General features: G+C 74.3%; 16 protein-coding genes and 1 riboswitch. Of the genes, 11 read left to right on the plus strand and 5 right to left on the minus strand.

Annotated elements, in window-relative coordinates; translation table 11 throughout:
- Positions 1-31: 31 nt before the first annotated feature.
- The 3 genes from glpK to ACYU96_RS09515 form a co-directional block, all read right to left on the minus strand.
- A complete protein-coding gene (gene glpK, locus ACYU96_RS09505; RefSeq protein ID WP_460752168.1) occupies positions 32-1,546 on the minus strand; it encodes a glycerol kinase GlpK in 1,515 nt (504 codons plus the stop codon).
- A gap of 55 nt (positions 1,547-1,601) precedes the next feature.
- Positions 1,602-2,342 carry an MIP/aquaporin family protein gene (locus ACYU96_RS09510; protein ID WP_460752170.1) on the minus strand — a complete coding sequence of 247 codons (741 nt, stop codon included), beginning with the start codon at positions 2,340-2,342 and terminating at the stop codon, positions 1,602-1,604.
- A gap of 104 nt (positions 2,343-2,446) precedes the next feature.
- Complete coding sequence (locus ACYU96_RS09515) at positions 2,447-4,195, minus strand: glycerol-3-phosphate dehydrogenase/oxidase (protein ID WP_460752173.1); 1,749 nt, start codon at positions 4,193-4,195, stop codon at positions 2,447-2,449.
- 179 nt (positions 4,196-4,374) lie between these two features.
- Between ACYU96_RS09515 and ACYU96_RS09520 the strand changes: the two genes are divergently transcribed.
- The 6 genes from ACYU96_RS09520 (at position 4,375) to ACYU96_RS09545 (ending at position 10,540) form a co-directional block, all read left to right on the plus strand.
- On the plus strand, positions 4,375-5,325 hold the full coding sequence (locus ACYU96_RS09520) for a sugar-binding transcriptional regulator (protein WP_460752176.1): 951 nt from the start codon (positions 4,375-4,377) through the stop codon (positions 5,323-5,325).
- Between the two features lie 28 nt (positions 5,326-5,353).
- Complete coding sequence (locus ACYU96_RS09525; RefSeq protein WP_460752178.1) at positions 5,354-6,148, plus strand: NUDIX hydrolase; 795 nt, start codon at positions 5,354-5,356, stop codon at positions 6,146-6,148.
- A 142-nt stretch (positions 6,149-6,290) separates the two neighbouring features.
- Positions 6,291-7,535, plus strand: coding sequence for a diaminobutyrate--2-oxoglutarate transaminase (locus ACYU96_RS09530; RefSeq protein ID WP_460752181.1), 1,245 nt, complete (start codon positions 6,291-6,293; stop codon positions 7,533-7,535).
- Between the two features lie 55 nt (positions 7,536-7,590).
- A complete protein-coding gene (gene doeA / locus ACYU96_RS09535) occupies positions 7,591-8,889 on the plus strand; it encodes an ectoine hydrolase (protein ID WP_460752184.1) in 1,299 nt (432 codons plus the stop codon).
- A 26-nt stretch (positions 8,890-8,915) separates the two neighbouring features.
- Positions 8,916-10,286 carry an NAD-dependent succinate-semialdehyde dehydrogenase gene (locus ACYU96_RS09540; RefSeq protein WP_460752186.1) on the plus strand — a complete coding sequence of 457 codons (1,371 nt, stop codon included), beginning with the start codon at positions 8,916-8,918 and terminating at the stop codon, positions 10,284-10,286.
- Positions 10,287-10,330: 44 nt separating this feature from the next.
- The gene (locus tag ACYU96_RS09545; RefSeq protein ID WP_460752189.1) at positions 10,331-10,540 is read left to right on the plus strand and encodes an EF-hand domain-containing protein; all 210 of its coding nucleotides are present in this window, start codon (positions 10,331-10,333) and stop codon (positions 10,538-10,540) included.
- Here ACYU96_RS09545 and thiE read toward each other — a convergent pair.
- Positions 10,518-11,210 (minus strand): thiamine phosphate synthase, encoded by a 693-nt coding sequence (thiE, locus tag ACYU96_RS09550; RefSeq protein WP_460754556.1) that lies wholly within the window; start codon positions 11,208-11,210, stop codon positions 10,518-10,520. The two genes, ACYU96_RS09545 and thiE, sit on opposite strands and share 23 nt — an antisense overlap.
- A 35-nt stretch (positions 11,211-11,245) precedes the next feature.
- Positions 11,246-11,349: riboswitch (TPP riboswitch) on the plus strand.
- On the opposite strand from thiE, the gene thiO reads away from it, so the two are divergent.
- The 4 genes from thiO (at position 11,339) to ACYU96_RS09570 (ending at position 14,860) form a co-directional block, all read left to right on the plus strand.
- Positions 11,339-12,466, plus strand: a complete 1,128-nt coding sequence (thiO, locus tag ACYU96_RS09555; protein WP_460752191.1) for a glycine oxidase ThiO — start codon at positions 11,339-11,341, stop codon at positions 12,464-12,466. Its footprint overlaps the riboswitch before it by 11 nt.
- Positions 12,463-12,702 (plus strand): sulfur carrier protein ThiS, encoded by a 240-nt coding sequence (gene thiS, locus ACYU96_RS09560; protein WP_460752194.1) that lies wholly within the window; start codon positions 12,463-12,465, stop codon positions 12,700-12,702. Before thiO ends, thiS begins: the two co-directional genes overlap by 4 nt.
- Positions 12,703-12,704: 2 nt before the next feature.
- Positions 12,705-13,619, plus strand: a complete 915-nt coding sequence (locus ACYU96_RS09565) for a thiazole synthase (RefSeq protein WP_460752197.1) — start codon at positions 12,705-12,707, stop codon at positions 13,617-13,619.
- Positions 13,616-14,860 carry a ThiF family adenylyltransferase gene (locus tag ACYU96_RS09570; RefSeq protein ID WP_460752199.1) on the plus strand — a complete coding sequence of 415 codons (1,245 nt, stop codon included), beginning with the start codon at positions 13,616-13,618 and terminating at the stop codon, positions 14,858-14,860. The genes ACYU96_RS09565 and ACYU96_RS09570 overlap by 4 nt, the downstream gene beginning before the upstream one ends.
- Here ACYU96_RS09570 and ACYU96_RS09575 read toward each other — a convergent pair.
- Positions 14,857-18,141: a hypothetical protein gene (locus ACYU96_RS09575; protein WP_460752202.1), complete on the minus strand. Its 3,285-nt coding sequence runs from the start codon at positions 18,139-18,141 to the stop codon at positions 14,857-14,859. The genes ACYU96_RS09570 and ACYU96_RS09575 overlap by 4 nt on opposite strands.
- Positions 18,142-18,577: 436 nt before the next feature.
- Between ACYU96_RS09575 and ACYU96_RS09580 the strand changes: the two genes are divergently transcribed.
- Positions 18,578-20,425 (plus strand): HNH endonuclease signature motif containing protein, encoded by a 1,848-nt coding sequence (locus tag ACYU96_RS09580; RefSeq protein WP_460752205.1) that lies wholly within the window; start codon positions 18,578-18,580, stop codon positions 20,423-20,425.
- The last annotated feature ends 18 nt before the right edge of the window (positions 20,426-20,443 follow it).

The following is a 20,443-nucleotide window of genomic DNA, read 5'->3' on the forward strand; positions in this document are numbered from 1 at the left end:
CCGGCCCGCTCCCTCGGCGGCCCCGGCGGCGTCAGCCGGCGGGCGCGTCGACCCAGTCGAACGTCTTCGTGACCGCCTTCTTCCAGCTCCGGTACAGGCGCTCGCGCTCGTCGTCGGCCATCGACGGGGACCAGCGGGCGCCCTCCGCCCAGTTGGCCGTGACGTCGCTCTCGCCGGACCAGAAGCCGACGGCGATCCCGGCGGCGTACGCGGCGCCGAGCGCCGTCGTCTCCGCGACCTGCGGACGGACGACGTCGACCCCGAGCTGGTCGGCCTGGAACTGCATGAGCAGCTCGTTGGCGACCATGCCGCCGTCGACCTTCAGCTCGGTGAGCTCGACGCCCGAGTCGGCACGCATCGCGTCCACCACCTCCCGGGTCTGGAAGGCCGTCGACTCCAGGGCGGCCCGGGCGATGTGGTTGCGGTTGACGTACCGGGTGAGCCCGACCAGCGCGCCGCGCGCGTCGGCCCGCCAGTACGGCGCGAACAGGCCGGAGAACGCGGGCACGAAATACGCCCCGCCGTTGTCCTCCACCTTGTGCGCGAGGTACTCCACGTCGGGGGCGTCGGCGAACAGCCCGAGGTTGTCGCGCAGCCACTGCACCAGGGAGCCGGTCACGGCGATCGATCCCTCCAGCGCGTACACCGCGTCCGCCTCGCCGATCTTGTAGCAGACGGTGGTCAGGAGGCCGTTCTTCGAGGGGATCTTCTCCGTGCCGGTGTTGAGCAGCATGAAGTTGCCCGTGCCGTACGTGTTCTTGGCGGTGCCCACCTCGAAGCACGCCTGGCCGAACGTCGCCGCCTGCTGGTCGCCGAGGATCCCGGCGATCGGCACGCCCGGCACCATGCCGTGCGGCCGCCCGTTGCCGTACACCTCGGACGACGACCGGATCTCGGGCAGCATCGACATCGGGATGCCCATGTCCGCGGCGATGTCCTCGCGCCAGGACAGGGTGTCCAGGTCCATGAGCATCGTGCGCGACGCGTTGGTGACGTCCGTGACGTGCACGCCGCCGTCGACCCCGCCGGTCATGTTCCACAGCACCCAGGCGTCCGTGTTGCCGAACAGGAGGTCGCCGCGCTCGGCGGCGGCCCGTGCGCCCTCGACGTTGTCGAGGATCCACTTCACCTTGGGGCCCGAGAAGTAGGTGGCCAGCGGCAGGCCGACGACGCTCTTGTACCGGTCCGCCCCGGCGGTGCCGCCGAGCTCGTCGACGATCGCCTGCGTGCGCGTGTCCTGCCAGACGATCGCGTTGTACACGGGCTTGCCGGTGTGCCTGTCCCACACGACGGTGGTCTCGCGCTGGTTGGTGATGCCCACCGCGGCGAGGTCCGTGTGGTTGACGTTCGCGCGGGTCAGCGCCATCCCCACCGCCTGGCGGGTGTTGTCCCAGATCTGCGCCGGGTTGTGCTCCACCCACCCGGGCTGCGGGAAGATCTGGTCGTGCTCCAGCTGGCCGGTCGAGACGATGGTTCCGGCGTGGTCGAACACGATGGCCCGTGTGCTCGTCGTGCCCTGGTCGATGGCGAGGACGTAGTCAGCCATGATTCTCCTTCTTCACTTCGTTGTGCGTGCGGTTCGTGCGGACTTCTCGGAGCGCTCAGCCGAACGCCACGACGGGGGCGAGCAGGCCGGCGAGGACACCGCCGACGATCGGGCCGACGACCGGGACCCAGGAGTAGGACCAGTCGCTACCGCCCTTGCCCTTGATGGGCAGGATCGCATGCGCGATGCGCGGACCGAGGTCGCGGGCGGGGTTGATGGCGTAGCCGGTCGGTCCGCCGAGGCTCGCCCCGATCCCGACCACCAGCAGGGCCACGGCGAGCGGCCCCAGGTCCCCGGGCCAGTTCGCGAACGACAGCACCACGAACACGAGCACGAACGTGCCGATGATCTCGGTCACGAGGTTCCAGCCGTACGAGCGGATCTCCGGGCCGGTGGAGAACACCGCCAGCTTGGTCGCGCCCGGGGCCTCCTGGTCGAAGTGCTTCTTGTAGGCGAGGTAGGTGAGCACGGCGCCGAGGACGCCGCCCGTCAGCTGCGCGGCGATGTAGACCACCGCGTTCCCGGCCGTCGCCGGGATGCCGGGGCCGAGCTCCTCGGCACCGCTGGCCATGAGGCCGATGGTCACCGCCGGATTGATGTGGGCACCGCTCTTGAACGCCACGAAGACGCCGGCGAACACGGCCAGGCCCCAGCCGAAGCTGATCAGGAGCCAGCCGGCCCCGGCCCCGGATCCCTTGGTCCCGGGCAGGATGGCGTTGGCGACGACGCTGCAGCCGAGCAGCAGGAGCATCGTGGTCCCGAGCATCTCGGTGACGAACAGCTGGGCGATCGACATGGGTCTGCTTCCTCTCGTCTGACTTCGTTGTCATCCGGTGCGCCGCGGCGCACCGGTGGTCCCGGGCGGGCCAGGTGGTCCCGGGGTCGGCGGGCCCGGGAGGTTCAGGCGGGCAGGGGCCGCATCGGTGCGACGCCGGCCGCGCGACGCCGGACGCCGGCGGCCGCGGCGTCGTCCCGCTCGCGGGCGGCGGCCGTCTCGGCCCGGACGGTCGACGCGTAGGACTCGATCTCCGCCGCCCGGGTGGCGTCGTCCCAGCCGAGCACCGGCGCGACGACGGCGGCGATCTCGTCGACGGCCGCCAGCCCGCCCTCGGGCACCTCGTAGACGAGACGGGTCCGGTGCGTCATGACGTCCTCCAGGTGGATCGCGCCCTCGTGGCTCGCGGCGTAGTGCACCTCGGCACGCAGGTAGGCGGGGGCGTGCTCGAGCGGCCGGGCGAGCGCGGGGTCCGCCTCGCACAGCGCGGCGATCTCGAACAGGCTCGCGCCGTACCGGTGCAGCAGGTGGTCCACCAGCGCCGCGGTCCACCCGTGGCGCCGTGCCCAGGTGGTGGCCTCGCTCCGGGCGGCGTCCAGCCCGTCCGCGCCCAGCAGCGGGATCTCGTGGGTGATGCTCGGCCGCGCCGCGGCGGCGTCGTCCCCGAGCGCGAAGTCGACGGCGTCCTTGGCCATGACGCGGTACGTGGTCAGCTTGCCGCCGGCGATCACGGTCAGGCCGGGGGTCGGCCGTGCGACGGTGTGCTCCCGCGAGACCTTCGCGGACCCGGTGCCCTCCTTCGTCCCCGGCTGCAGCAGGGGACGCAGCCCGGCGTACGTCCCGATGACGTCGTCGCGCGTGAGCGTGCAGGACAGCACGGCGTTGGCGTGGTCGAGCACGTAGTCGACGTCGTCCGCCGTGGCCACCACCTGCGCCGGGTCGAGGTCCCACGGGGTGTCGGTGGTGCCGATGATCCAGTAGCGGGACCACGGGATCACGAACAGCACCGACTTCTCGGTCTGCAGGATCAGCCCCACCTCGCCCCGGATCCTCTCCCGGGGCACCACCACGTGGACGCCCTTGGACGCCAGCACCCGCAGCCCGCCCGGGTCCCCGGCCAGCGCCTCGGTGTCCTCGGTCCAGACGCCGGTCGCGTTGATGACGCGCCGTGCGCGGACGGTGAGCTCGCGGCCGGCCTCCAGGTCGACGACGACGGCGCCGTCGACGGTGCCCGCGGCGTCCTTGGTGAGCCGGGTCACCTGGGTCCGCGAGGCCGCGTGCGCCCCGTGGCCGGCGGCGGTCCGCACCAGGGTGGTGACGAGCCGGGCGTCGTCGACCGACGCGTCCCAGTACTGGACCGCGCCGACCGCGGCCCCGTGGGCGAGGTCGGGGAACCGCTCCGCGAGGCGGCGGCGCGTCAGGTGCCGGTGCCACGGCATGGCGCGGCGGCCGCGGCCGATGGTGGCGAGGGTGTCGTAGAGCGCGATGCCTGCGCCGACGTAGGCCCGCTCCCAGACCCGGTGCTCCAGGGGGTAGAGAAAGGGCACCGGCCGCACGAGGTGGGGGGCGAGCTCCTTGAGGAGGAGGTCGCGCTCGGTGAGCGCCTCCCGCACGAGGTGGAAGTCGAGCATCTGCAGGTAGCGCAGACCGCCGTGCACCAGCTTGCTGCTCCGGCCCGACGTGCCCGAGGCCCAGTCCTGCGCCTCGACCACCGCGGTGGTCAGGCCGCGGGTCACGGCGTCGAGCGCGATGCCGGCGCCGGTCACGCCACCGCCGATGACGAGGACGTCCAGCGCGTCCGCGGCGTGCGCGGACCGCTCGAGCGCGGCGAGCGCCCGGGTCCGGGACTCCGGGGTGAGCCGGGTAGAGACCATGACCGTTCCTTCCGCTGGCATTCCGTGTTCTTGCTCGTCGTCCGGGCTGATCCTGGGGTGACGGACTGCTGGGTCAAGAGCACACCTGGATGGACGGACGTGCAAGCCATGTGCACGAACGTGCAAATATTGGCGGCGCCGTGCGGGGCGGCCGTCGAAATTACCGGGAGGAACGGGACATGCCGGACAGAGAGCGGGATCTGGTGAACGCCGCGACCATGTACTACCTGCAGGACGTGAAGATGGAGGCCATCGCCAAGCACCTGCACACCTCGCGGTCCACCGTGTCACGTCTGCTGAAGCGGGCGCGCGCGGAGGGGATCGTGGAGATCACGCTCCGCCCCGCGCACTCCCGGGCGCCGAGCCTGGGCCGGCACATCGCCACCACGTTCGGCGTCAGCGCCTACGTGGTCCCGGTCCCCGACTCCGCCGGCCAGGCGGACCGCCTGGACCAGGTGGCTCTCGCCACGGCGCGGCTGGTGGGGCGCTGGTTCGACTCCGAGATGGTGCTCGGGATCGCCTGGGGGACGACGCTCGCCGCCATCGCGGGCCATCTGCCGCACAAGCCCACGCGCGGGTCCGAGATCGTGCAGCTCAACGGCGCGGCGAACACACGCACCTCCGGCATCTCCTACGCGGGCGACCTGGTCGCCGGGTTCGGCTCGGCCTTCGACGCGCACGTGCACCACTTCCCCGTGCCGGCGTTCTTCGACTACGCCGCCACCAAGGAGGCGATGTGGCAGGAGCGGTCCGTGCGGCGGGTCCTCGACGTCCAGTCCCGGATCGACGTCGCCCTCTTCTCGGTGGGTGCCGTGGTTCCCGGCGGGCTGCCGTCGCACGTGTACGCGGCCGGCTACCTCGAGCCGCGGGACACGGCGGTGCTCGACGCCGAGGGGGTCGTCGGCGACGTCTGCACCGTGTTCCTCCGGGCCGACGGCAGCCACGAGGACATCCCGATCAACGCCCGGGCCACCGGGCCGACCCCACGCCAGCTGCGCCGGATCCCCCGGCGGCTGTGCGCCGTGGCGGGCGACAACAAGGTCCCGGCGCTGCGGGCCGCACTGGCGGCGGGCGTGGTCACCGACCTCGTGCTCGACGAGCGCACGGCCGCGCGCCTGGTGGGGGCGTAGAGAGTCCTGCGGGGGTTATGTTGCCCGCGTGAACACGACTCCCGCCGCTCCCCGGCCGGCCGCCACGGTGATCCTGCTGCGCGACCGTCCCGACCCCGCCGGCGTGCGCGCCCCGCTCCAGGTCTTCCTGCAGCGCAGGGTGCCGACGATGGCGTTCGCCGCCGGCATGACCGTCTTCCCCGGCGGCGCCGTCGACCCCGGTGACGCGACCGTGCCGGCCCGCGTCCGGGGCCTGTCGCCCGCCGGGTGGGCACGGCGGCTCTCCTGCACGCCCGGCGAGGCGACCGGTTTCGTGGGCGCCGCCGTGCGCGAGACGTTCGAGGAGTGCGGGGTGCTGCTCGCCGACGCCGGTGCCGGCGGCCCGCTGCCTGACACCGCCGCGCTCGGCGCGGCCCGCGCCGCCCTGCTCGACCGGAGGGCCGGCCTGGCCGAGGTGCTCGACGACGCCCGCCTCACCCTGCGCGCGGACCTCCTGCGCCCGTGGGCCCGCTGGATCACCCCCGAGCAGGAGCCCCGGCGCTACGACGCCGCGTTCTTCGTCGCGGCGCTCCCCGCCGGGCAGTCCGCCGACGCCCGCACCACGGAGGCGGTCGAGGCCGGCTGGTGGTACCCGGCCGACATCCTTGACGAGCACGCGACCGGTGCCGCGCGTCTCATGCCGCCCACCTGGCAGACGCTCACGGAACTCACCGCCTTCGAGCACGCCGCCGCGGTCGTCGCGGCCGCCGCGGACCGCCTCGTCGAGCCGGTCCGGCCCGCTCTGGTACGCAAGGACGGGCGCACGGTCGCCGTCGTCGGCGGCCGGGAGATCCCGCTGCCGTAGGACAGCCGTGACAATTCCGGCGGTGGACATCGTGACCGAATCGGGCAGGGCCGGTAACGGCAGGGTTTCGCCGGGAAACCTGCGCGGAAAAATTACGGCGAGTTCCTTGACCCGAAGGCCGCACGGCAACTAGATCTAGGCCATGGAGGTCTTCGAGAAGTGGGAGTCCGAGATCCGGGGCTACAGCAGGACGTGGCCCACGGTGTTCAACTCGGCGTCGAACGCACGTCAGGTCGACGAAGCCGGTAAGAGCTACATCGACTTCTTCGCTGGTGCGGGGGTGCTCAACTTCGGGCACAACAACGAGCGAATGAAAAGGGCGGTCATCGCTTTTCTCGAGGCGGACGGCATCGTCCACAGCCTCGACATGGCGACGACGGCCAAACGCGAGTTCCTCGAGGGGTTCGCCGACACGGTCCTGGCCCCGCGCGGCATGACCATGCGCATGCAGTTCATGGGACCCACGGGCAGCAACGCCGTGGAGGCCGCGCTCAAGCTGGCCCGCCGGGTCACGGGGCGGCGGGACGTCGTCGCGTTCACGCACGGGTTCCACGGCATGACGCTCGGTTCCCTCGCGCTGACCGCGAACGAGTACTTCCGGAACGCCGCCGGCGTCCCGCTCGAGAACGTGGTCCGGCTGCCGTTCGAGACCGCCCCCGGGGGCGGGACGGAGTCCCTCGACACGTATCGTGCCCTGCTCGCCGACGGCTCCAGCGGGCTCCGGCCCCCGGCGGCCTTCGTGGTGGAGACGATCCAGGCCGAGGGCGGGGTCAACGTCGCGAGCCGCGAGTGGCTGCAGGCGGTGCAGCAGCTGGCGCGCGACGTGGACGCGCTGTTCGTCATCGACGACATCCAGGTCGGCTGCGGCCGCACGGGCAGCTACTTCAGCTTCGACGGCATGGACCTGGACCCGGACATCGTGTGCCTCGCCAAGGGCATCGGCGGCTTCGGGACGCCGCTGGCGATGAACCTCGTCAAGCCCGAGCACGACGCGCGCTGGTCGCCCGGCGAGCACACGGGCACGTTCCGCGGCCAGGGCCTGTCGTTCGTGGCAGGCCGCGAGGCGCTGCGGTACTTCGACGACGACGTGCTCATGACGCAGGTGCGCACCAAGGGCGAGACCATGGTCAACGCGCTGCGGATGATCGCCCGCGACGCGGGCAAGGGGTTCGAGGTGCGCGGGCGCGGGATGGTCCAGGCGCTCGACCTGGGCGACGGTGCCCTCGCCAAGGCGGTCACCGCGGAGTGCTTCGAGAACGGCCTGCTGGTCTGCCCGTGCGGCACCGGCGGCCGGGTGCTCAAGGTGATCCCGCCGCTCACCATCGGTGACGACGACCTGGCCGACGGCCTGGAGATCCTCGCCGCGGCCGTGAAGCACACGATCTGAGCGCGGCACGACCGCGACGCCGTGAACCGACACCACCACGAGGGGAGGCCCTGAGATGAGACAGCGTGAAGACATGACGTTCCCGTTCGAGGAGTACCAGAGGCGTTTGGCGGAGCTGCGCACACGCATGGCGGACCGGCTGCTGGACGCGGTGGTGATCACCGACCCCGAGAACCTGATGTACCTGACGGACTACCAGACCACGGGCTACTCCTTCTTCCAGGCCCTGGTGGTGCCGCTGGAGCTCGAGCCCTTCATGATCACGCGCGCCATGGAGGAGTCCAACGTCATCGAGCGCACCTGGGTGGAGGTGACGCGGCCCTACCCGGACACCGGCGACGCCATCCAGAGCCTGATGCAGGCGCTGCGGGAGTTCGGGCTGCACACCAAGGACGTGGGGTACGAGCGCAACAGCTACTTCTTCCCGGCCTACCACCAGGACTACATCCACACGGCGTTCACCGAGGGACGCCTGCTGGACTGCTTCGGGATCGTGGAGGAGGGCCGCGTGCGCAAGTCCGCGGTCGAGATCGAGATCATGTCCCGGGCCGCCCTGGCGACCGAGGCCGGGATGCGCGCCGGGATCGAGGCGTGCGCGGCAGGGGTGACGGAGAACGAGATCGGCGCGGAGATCAGCGCCGGGATGTTCCGTGCCGGGGGCGAGCCGCCGGCCGTCATGCCGTACGTGGTCTCCGGCCCGCGCACGATGATCGGGCACGCGACCTGGGAGGGCCGGACGGTGCAGCCCGGCGAGCACGTGTTCATGGAGGTGGGCGGCTGCTTCCGGCGGTACCACACCGCCATGATGCGCACGGTGGTGCTCGACGAGGCGTCCGACTCGATGCTCGTCGCGCAGGAGCGGATGAAGCTCGCCCTGCGCGAGGTGAAGGCCGCGATCCGGCCGGGACTGACGGTGTCCGACGCCGACAACATCGTGCGCAACATCATCTCGGACAACACGGTGGGCGCGCGCCTCATCACCCGGTCGGGCTACTCGATCGGGATCGCCTTCCCGCCGAGCTGGGACGAGGGCTACATCGCGAGCCTCAACCAGGGGAACCCGATGATCCTGCGCGAGGGCATGACGTTCCACATCCTGCCGTGGATGTGGGGGGTCGACGGCGACAAGACGGTCGGCATCTCGGACACGATCCACGTGACTGCCAACGGCTGCGAGTCGTTCTTCACCCTGGACGAGGACTTCGTGTGCAAGCCGGAGCACGCGGCGGCGCCGGCGGCGCCGTCCGCCGTCCCCGAGCCCGCGGGCGTCGTCCCGCACGAGGACCCAGGACCAGGCGACGACGACGTCGAGGCCCCGACCCCCATCCGCCCCGGCGTCGCGGAGATCGCGTGAGCCCGGACCCTTTCGAGGAGGTACCTATGCTGACTGCCATCGATCCGAGCAACGGGCAGGTCGTGGCCGAGCAGGACCCGGCCGGCCCCGAGCAGGTCGACGCCGTGCTGGACGCCGCACGGGCGGCCTGGCCGGCGTGGCGCGACCGGGGTATCGCGGGGCGGGCCGAGGTGCTCGCGGCCGTGGGAGCCTACCTGCGCGAGCACACCGACGAGCTCGCGCCGCTGATGACCGCCGAGATGGGCAAGCCGATCACGGAGGCGCACGGGGAGGTCGCGAAGGCTGCCTGGTGCCTCGAGCACTACGCGGAGCACGCGGCGGAGTACCTGGCTCCGGAGGTGCTGGCGTCCGACGCGACGCGCAGCTACGTGCAGCACCTGCCGCTGGGCACGGTGCTGGGCGTGCTGCCGTGGAACGCGCCGTTCTGGCTGGCGGCGCGGTTCGCGGCGCCGGCGCTCATGGCGGGCAACACGTGCGTCATGAAGCACGACCCGCACGTGCCCGGGTGCGCGCAGGCGATCGCGGACGCGTTCGTGGCGGCCGGCGTGCCCGAGGGGGTGTTCGCGAACCTGCCGCTGGAGACCGCGGCGGTGGAGGGCGTGATCCGGGACCGGCGGGTGCAGGCGGTGTCGTTCACGGGGTCGGCGCGCGCGGGGTCGGCCGTGGCGGGTGTCGCGGGGAGCGAGATCAAGCCGGTCGTGCTGGAGCTCGGCGGCAGCGACCCGTGCCTGGTCCTGGCCGACGCCGACCTGGACGCGGCGGCCGAGGTCATCACGCTGTCGCGGATCATCAACGCGGGGCAGTCGTGCATCGCGGCGAAGCGGATCGTCGTCGAGGCGCCGGTGTACGACGTGATGGTCGAGAAGCTGCAGAGGCGGCTGGAGAAGCTGGTGGTGGGGGACCCGCGGGACGCGGGCACGCAGGTGGGGCCGATCGCCCGTGCCGACCTGCGCGACAACCTGCACCGCCAGGTGACCGAGACCGTGGACGCGGGGGCGCGGCTGCTGCTCGGCGGCGAGCTGCCCGAGGGAGCCGGGTTCTTCTACCCGGTCACCCTGCTCGCCGACGTGACCCCGGACATGACGGCCTGCCGCGAGGAGACGTTCGGGCCGGTCATGGTCGTGATGAAGGCCGACGACGCCGAGCAGGCCCTGGCCGTCGCGAACCACACCGACTTCGGGCTGGCGGCGAGCGTGTGGTCGACGCCGGAGCGCGGCGAGGCGCTGGCGGCCCGGATCGAGGCGGGACAGGTCGCGGTGAACGGCATCGTGAAGACCGACCCCCGCCTGCCGAGCGGTGGCATCAAGCGCTCGGGCCTGGGCCGCGAGCTGGGCCCGCACGGCATCCGGGAGTTCGTCAACGCGCAGCAGGTGTGGGTGGGCCCGAAGCAGGAGTAGCCTGCTGCGGACCTTGCTTGTCGGACATGCCTGGAGGGCTTCCCGTGACCGCCGATGACGACCTGACCGCCACGTTCCACGAGTTCGACGCCGACGACGACGGCCACATCACCGTGGACGAGTTCCGCCAGGCGATGGGCGGCCGGGGCGAGGAGGTCTCGAACGACGACCTCACCTCGATCTTCGTGCACGCCGACGCCGACGGCGACGGCAAGATCGACCTGGAGGAGTTCACGAAGGCCTGGAACGGCTGACCCCGCTGTTCCCGGTGAGGCGGCGGCGCAGGTGGGCCGCCGCCTCTTCCGGGTCGTCGGCCCGGGTGATGGCGCGCACGACGACGACCCGGGTGGCGCCCGCCGCCAGGACCTGGTCCAGGCGGGTGGTCCCCGGGCCGTCGTCGTCGATGCCGCCGATCGCGAACCAGGGGGTCACGGGCCGCGCCGCGGCGACCTCCCGCAGCAGGTCCAGCCCGACCGCCGGGCGGCCGGGCTTCGTGGGGGTGGACCAGAGGGGACCGACGCAGAAGTAGTCGACGCGGTCGTCGGCCTCGGCGGTCATGGCCTCCCCGAACGCATGGGTGGACCGCCCGAGGACCGGGCCGTCGCCCAGGAGCGTGCGTACGTCGGCCGGCGAGAGGTCGTCCTGCCCCATGTGCACGACGGGCGCGCCCGCGAGGCCGGCGACGTCGGCCCGGTCGTTGACCGCCCACAGCGCCCCGTGCTCCGCCGCCACCCGCGCCACCAGGGCGTGCAGCTCCAGCTCGCGCGCGGCGTCCAGCGACTTGTCCCGCAGCTGCACGACGTCGACCCCGCCGGAGAACACCCGGTGCAGGAACGGCTCGAGATCGCCCGAGGACTCCCGGGCGTCGGTGCACAGATAGAGCCGGGCGTCGGCGAGCCGCGTTCGAGGATCCACGGCACGCAGTGTAGGTGGGCGGTGCCGGCGGGGTTATGGTTGCTCACGACATGCACGGGAGCCCCCGCGGGGCTGAGAGGGCGCAGGAGCGCCGACCGTCGAACCTGATCCGGATCATGCCGGCGAAGGGAGCAACCATGGAGCACCGCCGTGCGCCCGCCGTCGTGGTCGTGGGCGCCGGGATCATCGGGCTGACCGCCGCCTGGTGCGCACTCGACGCCGGGGCGCAGGTCACCGTCCTCGACCCGGCCCCCGGTGACGGCGCCACCCACGCCGCGGCCGGCATGCTCGGACCCGCGATGGAGGCGGAGTTCGGCGAGGAACGCCTCGCACGGATCGGCGCGGAGTCCGCCCGGCGGTGGCCGTCGTTCGCCGCCGGCCTGGAGCGGGCGGCCGGGCTCCCGCCCGGGACGCTCGGCCTCGACACGACCGGCACCCTCGCCGTCGCGTACGACGCCGACGACGCCGCCCTGCTGCGCCGCCGCCTCGCGCTGCACCACGACCTGGGCCTGGATTCCCGGGAGATCACCCTGGCCGAGGCGCGGGACCGGGAACCGTCCCTCGGACCGCGCGTCTCCGCCGCCGCGTGGATCCCCGGCGACCACCAGGTCGACCCGCGCGCCGTGCACCGGGCCCTCCTCGGCCTGGTGCGCGGCCACCCGGCGGCGACCCTCGTCGCACGGCCCGTGACCTCCCTGGTCCGGTCCGGCACGGACCGTGCCGTGACCGGCGTGGTCGACGCCGCCGGGACCGAGCACCGGGGCGGGGTCGTGGTCCTCGCCGCCGGGCACGCGAGCGCCGCGCTGTACGGCGGAGCCCCGACGAGACCCGTGCCAGGCACCACCCTCCGGCTCGAAGCCGAGGCCGACGCCGGCCCCGCCACCGTCGTGCGCGGCACCGTCCAGGGCCGGCCCGTCTACGTGGTGCCCCGGCGCGCCCGGCCCGAGGGGCGCCGGGAGATCGTCGTCGGCGCCACGTCCGACGAGCGCGCCGCCACCACCCGCACCCGCGCGGGCGACGTGTTCGCCCTGCTGCGCGACGCGCGAGCCCTCCTGCCCGCCCTGGACGAGGCCGACCTCGCCGAGACGACGACCCGCTCCCGCCCGGGCACCCCGGACAACGCCCCGCTGCTCGGCGAGGCCGCCCCCGGCCTGGTCCTGGCCACGGGCCACTACCGCAGCGGCATCCTCCTGACCCCGCACGCCGCCACCATCCTCACCCCCCACCTTTCTCCCGCCCCCACCCCCCGAGGAGCATCCGCATGACTGCCGTACCGACCGACCGGACCGCCGTCGTGAACGGTGAGCCGTACCCGCTGGACGGGCCGCTGCCCGTGACGGAGCTCGTGGCACGCCTGCTGCCCGAGGTGGTGGTCGACGGCGTGCCGCAGGGCGTCGCCGTCGCCGTCGACGACGCCGTCGTGCCCCGCGGGGCCTGGGACCGCACCGAGATCCGCCCGGGGGCGCGCGTCGAGGTCGTCGCCGCCGTGCAGGGAGGATGACCATGACCCCCACCGACGGCACGGCCCCGGCCCTCGCCACGACCGCGCCCGCCGAGGCACCCCTGACCGTCGCCGGCGTCCCGCTCCGGTCGCGGCTCGTGATGGGCACCGGGGGAGCGGCGAGCCTGCTGGCGCTCGCGGACGCGCTGACCGCGTCGGGGACTGAGCTGACCACGGTCGCGATGCGGCGGGTGGCGCGGCCCGCGCCCCGGGGCGCCGCGGAGGGCCCGGCCGGCGGCCCCCGCGTCCCCGGCGACACCTCGATCTGGGGCATGCTGGACCGCCTGGGCATCCGTGCCCTGCCCAACACCGCCGGCTGCTTCACCGTCCGGGAGGCGGTGCTGACCGCGCGGCTCGCGCGCGAGGCGTGCGGCACGGACTGGGTCAAGCTCGAGGTCGTCGCCGACGACGTCACCCTCCTGCCCGACCCGATCGGGACCGTCGAGGCCGCGCGGATCCTGGTCGAGGACGGTTTCACCGTCCTGCCCTACACCAACGACGACCCGGTCACCGCCCGCCGCCTGGCCGACGCCGGCTGCGCGGCCGTGATGCCGCTCGGGTCGCCGATCGGCTCCGGGCTCGGGATCGCGAACCCGCGCAACATCGAGGCGATCGCCGCCGAGGCGCCCGTGCCGGTGATCCTCGACGCGGGGATCGGGACGGCGTCGGACGCGGCGCTGGCGATGGAGCTCGGGTGCGACGGCGTCCTGCTCGCCACGGCCGTGACCCGCGCGGCGGACCCGGAGCGCATGGCGCGCGCGATGCGCCTCGCGGTCGAGGCCGGGTACGACGCCGCCCGCGCGGGCCGCATGCCCCGGCGGGAGCGCGCGCTGGCGTCCTCGCCGGCCGAGGGCCGGGTGGCGGTCGGCGACCACCCTGCCTCCGGCGCCCGGGACAACCTGGACCTCGCCCTGTGACCGTCGCGGGAGCGCCGTCGCGCACCCGGCGGCAGGACGGGCTCGCGCCGGTCGTGGACACCGGGCAGGAGCTCGGGCGCGCCGAGCTCGCGCGGTACGCGCGGCATCTCTCGCTGCCCGGGATCGGCACGGACGGGCAGCGGCGGATCCGCGCCGCCCGGGTGCTCGTGGTGGGCGCGGGCGGGCTCGGGAGCCCCGCGCTGCTGTACCTCGCCGCGGCGGGCGTGGGCACGCTCGGCGTCGTCGACGACGACGCCGTGGAGGCCTCCAACCTGCAGCGGCAGGTGATCCACGGGCAGGAGGACCTGGGGCGGCCGAAGACGGCGTCGGCCCGCGAGACGCTGGCCGGGACCAACCCGCACGTCCGCGTCGTCGAGCACCGGGAGCGCCTCACGCGGGACAACGCGCTGGACGTGCTGGCCGGGTACGACCTGGTCCTGGACGGCTCGGACGCGTTCGCCACGCGCTACCTGGTCTCGGACGCCGCGGAGGTCCTGGGCCTGCCGTGCGTGTGGGGCGCGCTGCACCGGTTCACGGGGCAGGTCTCGACGTTCTGGGCGGCGCCGCGCGCAGCCGGCGACGCAGCCGGCGGCACCGGCGCGCCCGAGGGGATCACCTACCGCGACGTGTTCCCGGTCCCGCCGCCGCCCGGCGCCTCGCCGGACTGCGCGACCGCCGGCGTCCTGGGCGCCGTCTGCGGCACGATCGGCACGCTCATGGCGACCGAGGCGATCAAGCTGATCACGGGGGCCGGCCGGACGCTGCTCGGACGCCTCCTCGTGCATGACGCGCTCGACGTCACCTGGCGCACCCTCACGGTCCGGCCCGACCCGGACCGTGCGCCGGTCACGGCACTCCTGGGCGCCCCGGGGGGTGCGGCCGACCCGTACGCGGTGTTCTGCGGGGTCGGCGACGGTGCCGGCGGTGCCGGCCCGGCCGGGGTCTCGGTGGCGGACCTGGCCGCGGCGCGCGAGCGCGACGCCGGTGTCCTCGTGCTCGACGTGCGGGAGACCTGGGAGGCGGCGGCCGACCCGTTCCCGGGGGCCCGGGTGGTCCCGTCGGGGGCCTTCGCCGGCCAGGACGCCGGCCGGGTCGTGTCCGACGTCGCCGGATGGGCGAGCGGCGGCACGGTGCACGTGCTGTGCGCGTCGGGTGCCCGCTCCGCCCGCGTCGCGGGCACGCTCCGCGCGGCGGGCGTCACCGCCCGCTCGGTCGAGGGCGGCATGCGCGCCCGGGGCTAGGGTACGTCCCGCAGGGGTGGGAGCTGCGGGCCCGGGAGGAAGAACGCGGGGGCGAGCAGGTTGGGGTTCGAGAAGGTGACCAGGTCGTCGTCGTAGGCGATGCGGCAGCGCGGTGGCGTGTGGCGCACGCCCTCGCGTGCCAGGTCCTGCGAGGTGATCGCCGGGGCCGCCTGCACGCAGGCTTCCGCCAGCATCGTCGCCTCGTCCTTGTCGAGGGCCTGGCTGATCGTCACCCCGTGGTCCTGCACCAGCAGGAGCCGTCCATGGGCCGCGTGCACCGTGCCGGGGTCCGGCTCGTCGCCCCGCGCCCGCAGGCTGGTCCCGACCGTCCCGACGCGGCCGCCGGTCCGGATGTCGAACAGTGCCAGCCGGGTGCCTTCGTTCCGCACGACGAGCCCCGGCTCGGCCAGGACCGTCAGGACCTCGCCGTGGGTGCCCGGGGACAGCAGGGGCAGGAGCGGGGCCTTCTCGGCGACGACTCCCGCACGGACGGAACCGTCCTGCGCGAGGGCGACCAGCCGGGGCCGCCTGTCCTCGTCGTCCCACAGTGCCGGGACGAGGTGCACCTGTGCCATGGCGCCGCCCCGCACGTCCCAGCCGGGGCTCGGGCTCGTGAGGTCGAGCACGCGCAGCGCCCGCCCGCGCGGGGCGACGGCCAGCCAGTGGCCGTCGTCGTCCACCGAGACCCGGCCCGGCTCGTCCCACGGCGGGGCGATCGGCTCGCCGATCCCGAGCTCGTCGGGCACGTAGCGGGGTGTCCCGCTCAGGCCGGGGTCCATGAGGTAGACGCCGCCCGTGGAGTCCACGAGCACCAGGTGCTCCGCCGTCCGGTAGGCGCCCACCAGCACCGGGCAGACCCAGTCGGCGTCGTCGAGCCGGCGTGGGAGGCAGCCGTCCACCTCCAGCGTGGTGAACGCCGCGTGGGCGCTGCGCAGCAGGTCGCGCAGGTCCAGCGGCTGCGCGGGCGGGCCGAGCGTCCCGCGCACCCCCGGACGCAGCCCGTCGGTCCCGGTGATCCAGGCGCGGCCGTCCGGCGCCAGGAGCAGCAGGTCCCCGGTGTCGGGCTGCGCGGCGCCGTCCTGCGTGGACGGCGGCGTGAGCCACACCGGGAGCAGGCGCTCGCCGTCCGCGCCGGGGATCTCGAGGGGGCCCTTCTCGTGGACCTGGACGGTGCCGTCGGGCCAGGACAGCGCCGTCGTCGCCGCGTGCTCCGGCAGGCGGTCGCGTGAGCGGGAGGCCACGACCGGCGCGGCGGCCGGATCCTCGGCGGCGCCCGGCGGGAAGTCCAGGTCGCTGCTCTCCTGCGTGGTGCGCCACAGCGAGAGCTGCTCGCCGTCGGCGGCGACCACGCGGTCGTCGGGCGCGAGCACGGCCAGCGCGTGGCGCCGGGCGCCGGTCAGGTGCCAGGTGCGGGTCTGCGGCCAGAGCATGTCGCGGGGGGCCGTGCAGGCGACCAGCCCGTCGCCGGTGCGGACGAGCGCGCGCGTGGCGTCCTCGTCCACCCCCGCGACCTCGGGGTTCCGCCACTCGTGGGGCACGGGGCAGGGCATGGTGTCCGGCGTGGCGCCGCCCGTCCCGCTCAGGGGGTGCTGGAGCTCCACCTGCGTGGCGGTGCCCCGGCCGGTCAGGCCGGCCCACGTGGTCAGCGACGGCGCGGGGACGGTCCCGGCCGCGGCCCGCTGCGGCAGGCCGTCCGACGGCGGTGCGAGGGTGTCGGCGTCCAGCGTCCGGGACTCGCCGGTGCGCGGGTCGGCGACGATCACGCGGTTCGTCTCGTCCACCGACAGCGCGGTGACCGGGATGTCCACGGTGGCCGCCAGGACCGGGGCGGCCGGGTCCGAGCCGAAGGCGCACCGGGAGGCCGGGCTGTCGAAGAAGCCGTGCACCCGGTCGGCGACCGTCTCCAGGTCGAGGTCCCCGTCCGGGCCGCTCAGCGCGACGCGCAGCACCTGGTCGCGGTCACCCCCGGAGCAGGTGCCCCGCGTCTCGTAGCCGACGAACAGCACGTCGCCGGCCGGGGAGAGCGTGACGGCCGTCGCGTCCAGGCGTTCGGGCGCGCCGTTCTGGGCCAGGAGCACCGGACGGTAGAGGCGCGCCAGGTCGCCGTCGTCGGCGAGGGGTCCGGTGTCGTCGGAGAAGCGGCCGAGGACGACGCCCGCGGCGTCCACCGCGGCGACCACGCGGCCGTCGTCGCTGCCGACGACGGCGGTGGTCCCGTCGGGCAGGTCGGGTGCGGGGAGGCTCGAGCCCGCGCCGGGCAGGGCCTCCGGGTCGCCGTCCTGCGGGTTCCAGCGCAGGAGGCCGCCGGTCGCGGTCCGGCCGACGACGCCCGTCCCGGTGGCCGCGAGCGCGGTCACCCCGGGGGTGTCGACGGTGCGCATGAGGTGCTGGTCGTCGTGCGGGGTGTCGAGGGCGGCGGTGAGGAAGGCGTGCCGCGTCGGGGTCCCGGGTTCCCGGTGGTAGGCCTCGGCGGCGAGGTACTTGGCGAAGTCGGGGTCGTCGGCGCGGTGCGCGTGCGAGGCGGCGGCGAGCAGGTAGGCGTCGCTCTTGTACGACGCCGCGGCCTCCCGCTCGGCGGAGTAGCTCGCCAGGACGCCGTTGACCACCGAGATCGCCAGCAGCACGGACAGCGCCGAGGTCAGCGCGCGGGCGCGCCGGTTGACGAGGCGCTGCGCGGTGATGTGGGCGCTGAGCACGTCCTCCTTGGCGGCGTTGCGCAGCGGCGCCGCGAGCTCGGCGAGGGCGTTGGGCAGCTCTGGGTGGTTGCGGCGCGCGGGCTCGCGGCGAGGGCCGCGCAGGTCGACCCAGCGGGGCTCGCGATCGAGGTGCTCGATGAGGGCGGGGGGCAGGGCGTCGGTGGCGTCGGCGTCGATCCGGCCGGCGTCGTGGTCGAAGACGATCTCACCGCTGGTCAGGGCGATGTAGACGGTGTGGATGCTGCGTTCGGCCAGCCACCAGCGGACCTCCTTGTCGACCCACTCGGACGCGGCGGCGCCGGGGGAGGCGAACACGATGAGGCGGTCGGAGGCCTCGAGGCAGTTCTTGATCTCCAGCCACAGGTGGGGGTGCGCGGCCAGGCCGGAGCGGTCCACGAAGAGCCGCAGGTCGCGGTTGTCGGACGGGCCCGCGGCGCCCTTGCCGAAGCCGCGCAGCATGGCCTGCACCCGGGGGACGAAGTCGCCCTCGGCGCTGCGGCTGTAGGAGAAGAACGCGTCGTAGTGCCTGCGGCGAGATCGGTCCTGCCGCTCGTGCGGGGTGGGCTTGGGGGCGGGGTCCGGCATCGAGCTCCCTCGGTCGATCGCACGGAGGAGGATATCGGGGGAACCGGTCGCGGTGCTGGTGAAGGGGGTCGAGGAGGGTGGTGGGAGGGACGGTGGCGCGGCGTCCTGGCGCGGTGTGGTGGCGCGCGGGCGGGGTCGGGTCGCCGGGCGTGTCGTGGGTGGGGCGGGGGTGTGTGTCGGTGGGGGCGGCTACGGTGCGGCGGAGTCCGGGCGGAGGCTGCGGCGTCGCGGGCACCGGCCACGCCTACAGGGTGCTGCGGGCCGTCGGCGGCGTCCGGCCGGGCGCCGCCGTGCGGTGCGGCTCGGACGCGGGGCGCCGGTCATCAAGGTTATCCACAGATGCTAGTTTCGGGTCGCGTTATCTGCCTGGCGTTCGTAGGATCGAACGTATGAGCGAGTCGTAGCCGGCGGGCCGTCGGCCTCGCCAGGAGAGGGGGTGGTATCGATGCGCGACGCGATGTTCGGCGAGACAGGGCTGTGCGGCGAGGACGCCGAGCTGGTGGACGAGCGCGGGCTGCCGGTGCCCGTCCCGGACCACTCCGAGGCCGAGCTGGCGGCGATCTTGGCGACCGATCCGATGAACGATCCGGTGTTCGCCGCGGGGTTCGCGGCGCGGGACGTCGGTCCGGACGGGCTGCCGGGCCGGGTCGTGCCTGCTGCGGAGTGGCTGAGCGAGGACGTGCAGGTCCTGGGGCCGGGGACGGCGCTGGCCGGCTCGCTGGCGAGGCTGACGGGTGTGGAGCCGCCCTCCGGGCTCCCGGCCGCGGGGATCGACGCGACGGATGGTGATGCTTCTGGTCTCGAGGAGCTGGAGGCCGGTGAGCTGCGCCGGGTGGTGGCGGGCTGGGAGCGGGTGGTCTCGTGGGCGCGGGCCGCCCAGGCGCGGGTGGCGCGCGAGCTGATGGCGCGGACGGACGGTGTGCTGGAGCGGGACTCGGTGGCCGGGGAGGTCTCTGCGGAGCTCCACGTGACCGCGGGTGAGGGCTGGCAGGTCGCGGCGCGGGGCGAAGGGCTGGGCCGGTATCCGCTGCTCGGTGCGGACCTGGCCGGTGGCCGCGTCGATGCGAAGAAGGCCGACACGTTCCTGCGTGCCGGGGTCGGCCTGACACCTGCTGAGCGGGGCGAGGCGATCGAGGATCTGCTGCCGGCCGCGCGCACGCGGACGTGGAGGTGGGTCAGCGAGCAGCTGAACGCGCGTGCTGTCAGGTTGCACGGCAGGAGGGCACGTCGGGGTGACGTCATCGACCGGTGCGGCGTGTGGGCCGAGCAGGCGGGCCCCGGCACGGGCCGCATCGTGGCGGACCTGCCGGTCGTGGAGGCGGCTCGTACGTTCAACACGGTCCAGGCCGCGGCCAGGGCTCTGAAGGACGTCCCCGGGGAGAACCGGCCCCTGGGCGCGCTGCGCGCCGCGGCGTTCACCGCCCTGGTCACCGGCGACCTGGTGCTGCCCTGCGAGGACACTGCCGAGAGCGACGACCACGTCGACCCCGTCGACCCCGTCGGGCGGGGCGCCGGCGTGCACGTGAGCCTGCTCGAGCCGCCGCGGCTGGTCGAGCCCGTGCTGGACACCGACCTGATCCCCGTCCCGGACGACCCGCACGGGCCGGCGCTGACCCGGCCCGCGCCGACCGGTACCCGCCTGCGTGTCATCGAGGTCCCCTCGACCGTGCACGTGACGGTACCGGCCACCGTGCTGCTGGACCCCGACGAGCACGTGCCCGGAATCCTGGACGGCATCGGCCCGATCCCGGCCGACGCCGCCGCACGCGTCGCCGCGGACGGCACCTGGCGGCGCCTGCTGACCGACCCGGCCACCGGCGTCCTGACCGACTACTCCACCCGCACCTACAGCCCGGGCGCGGTCCTGCGCGCCGCGGTCACCACCCGTGACCGGTCCTGCCGGTTCCCCGGCTGCGACCGGCCCGCGTCCAGCGGTGGCAGCGCGAACCTCGACCTGGACCACATCGACCCGTTCGACCACGACAACCGTCACCGGCCCGGCCGGCCGGGACAGACGCGCGCGACGAACCTGCATCCGTTGTGCAGGAAGCACCACAACCTGAAGACCCACGCGAGCTGGCAGGTCACTCGTGACCCCGGGACCGGGGCCACCCGCTGGACCGCACCCACCGGCACGTCCACCGTCGTCGACCCCGCTGTCGTCGACCCCACCGTCCGCTACGCGCACACCCGCGGCATGACGCTCGCCAGACGGCCCGGCCCACCGGCAGCCGAGGCCTCGACACCCGGCACGCCACCAGGAACAGGCCCGCCGCCCTTCTGAGGGCCGTCCCGGCTGCGT

This window comes from Myceligenerans cantabricum, from assembly GCF_054777735.1.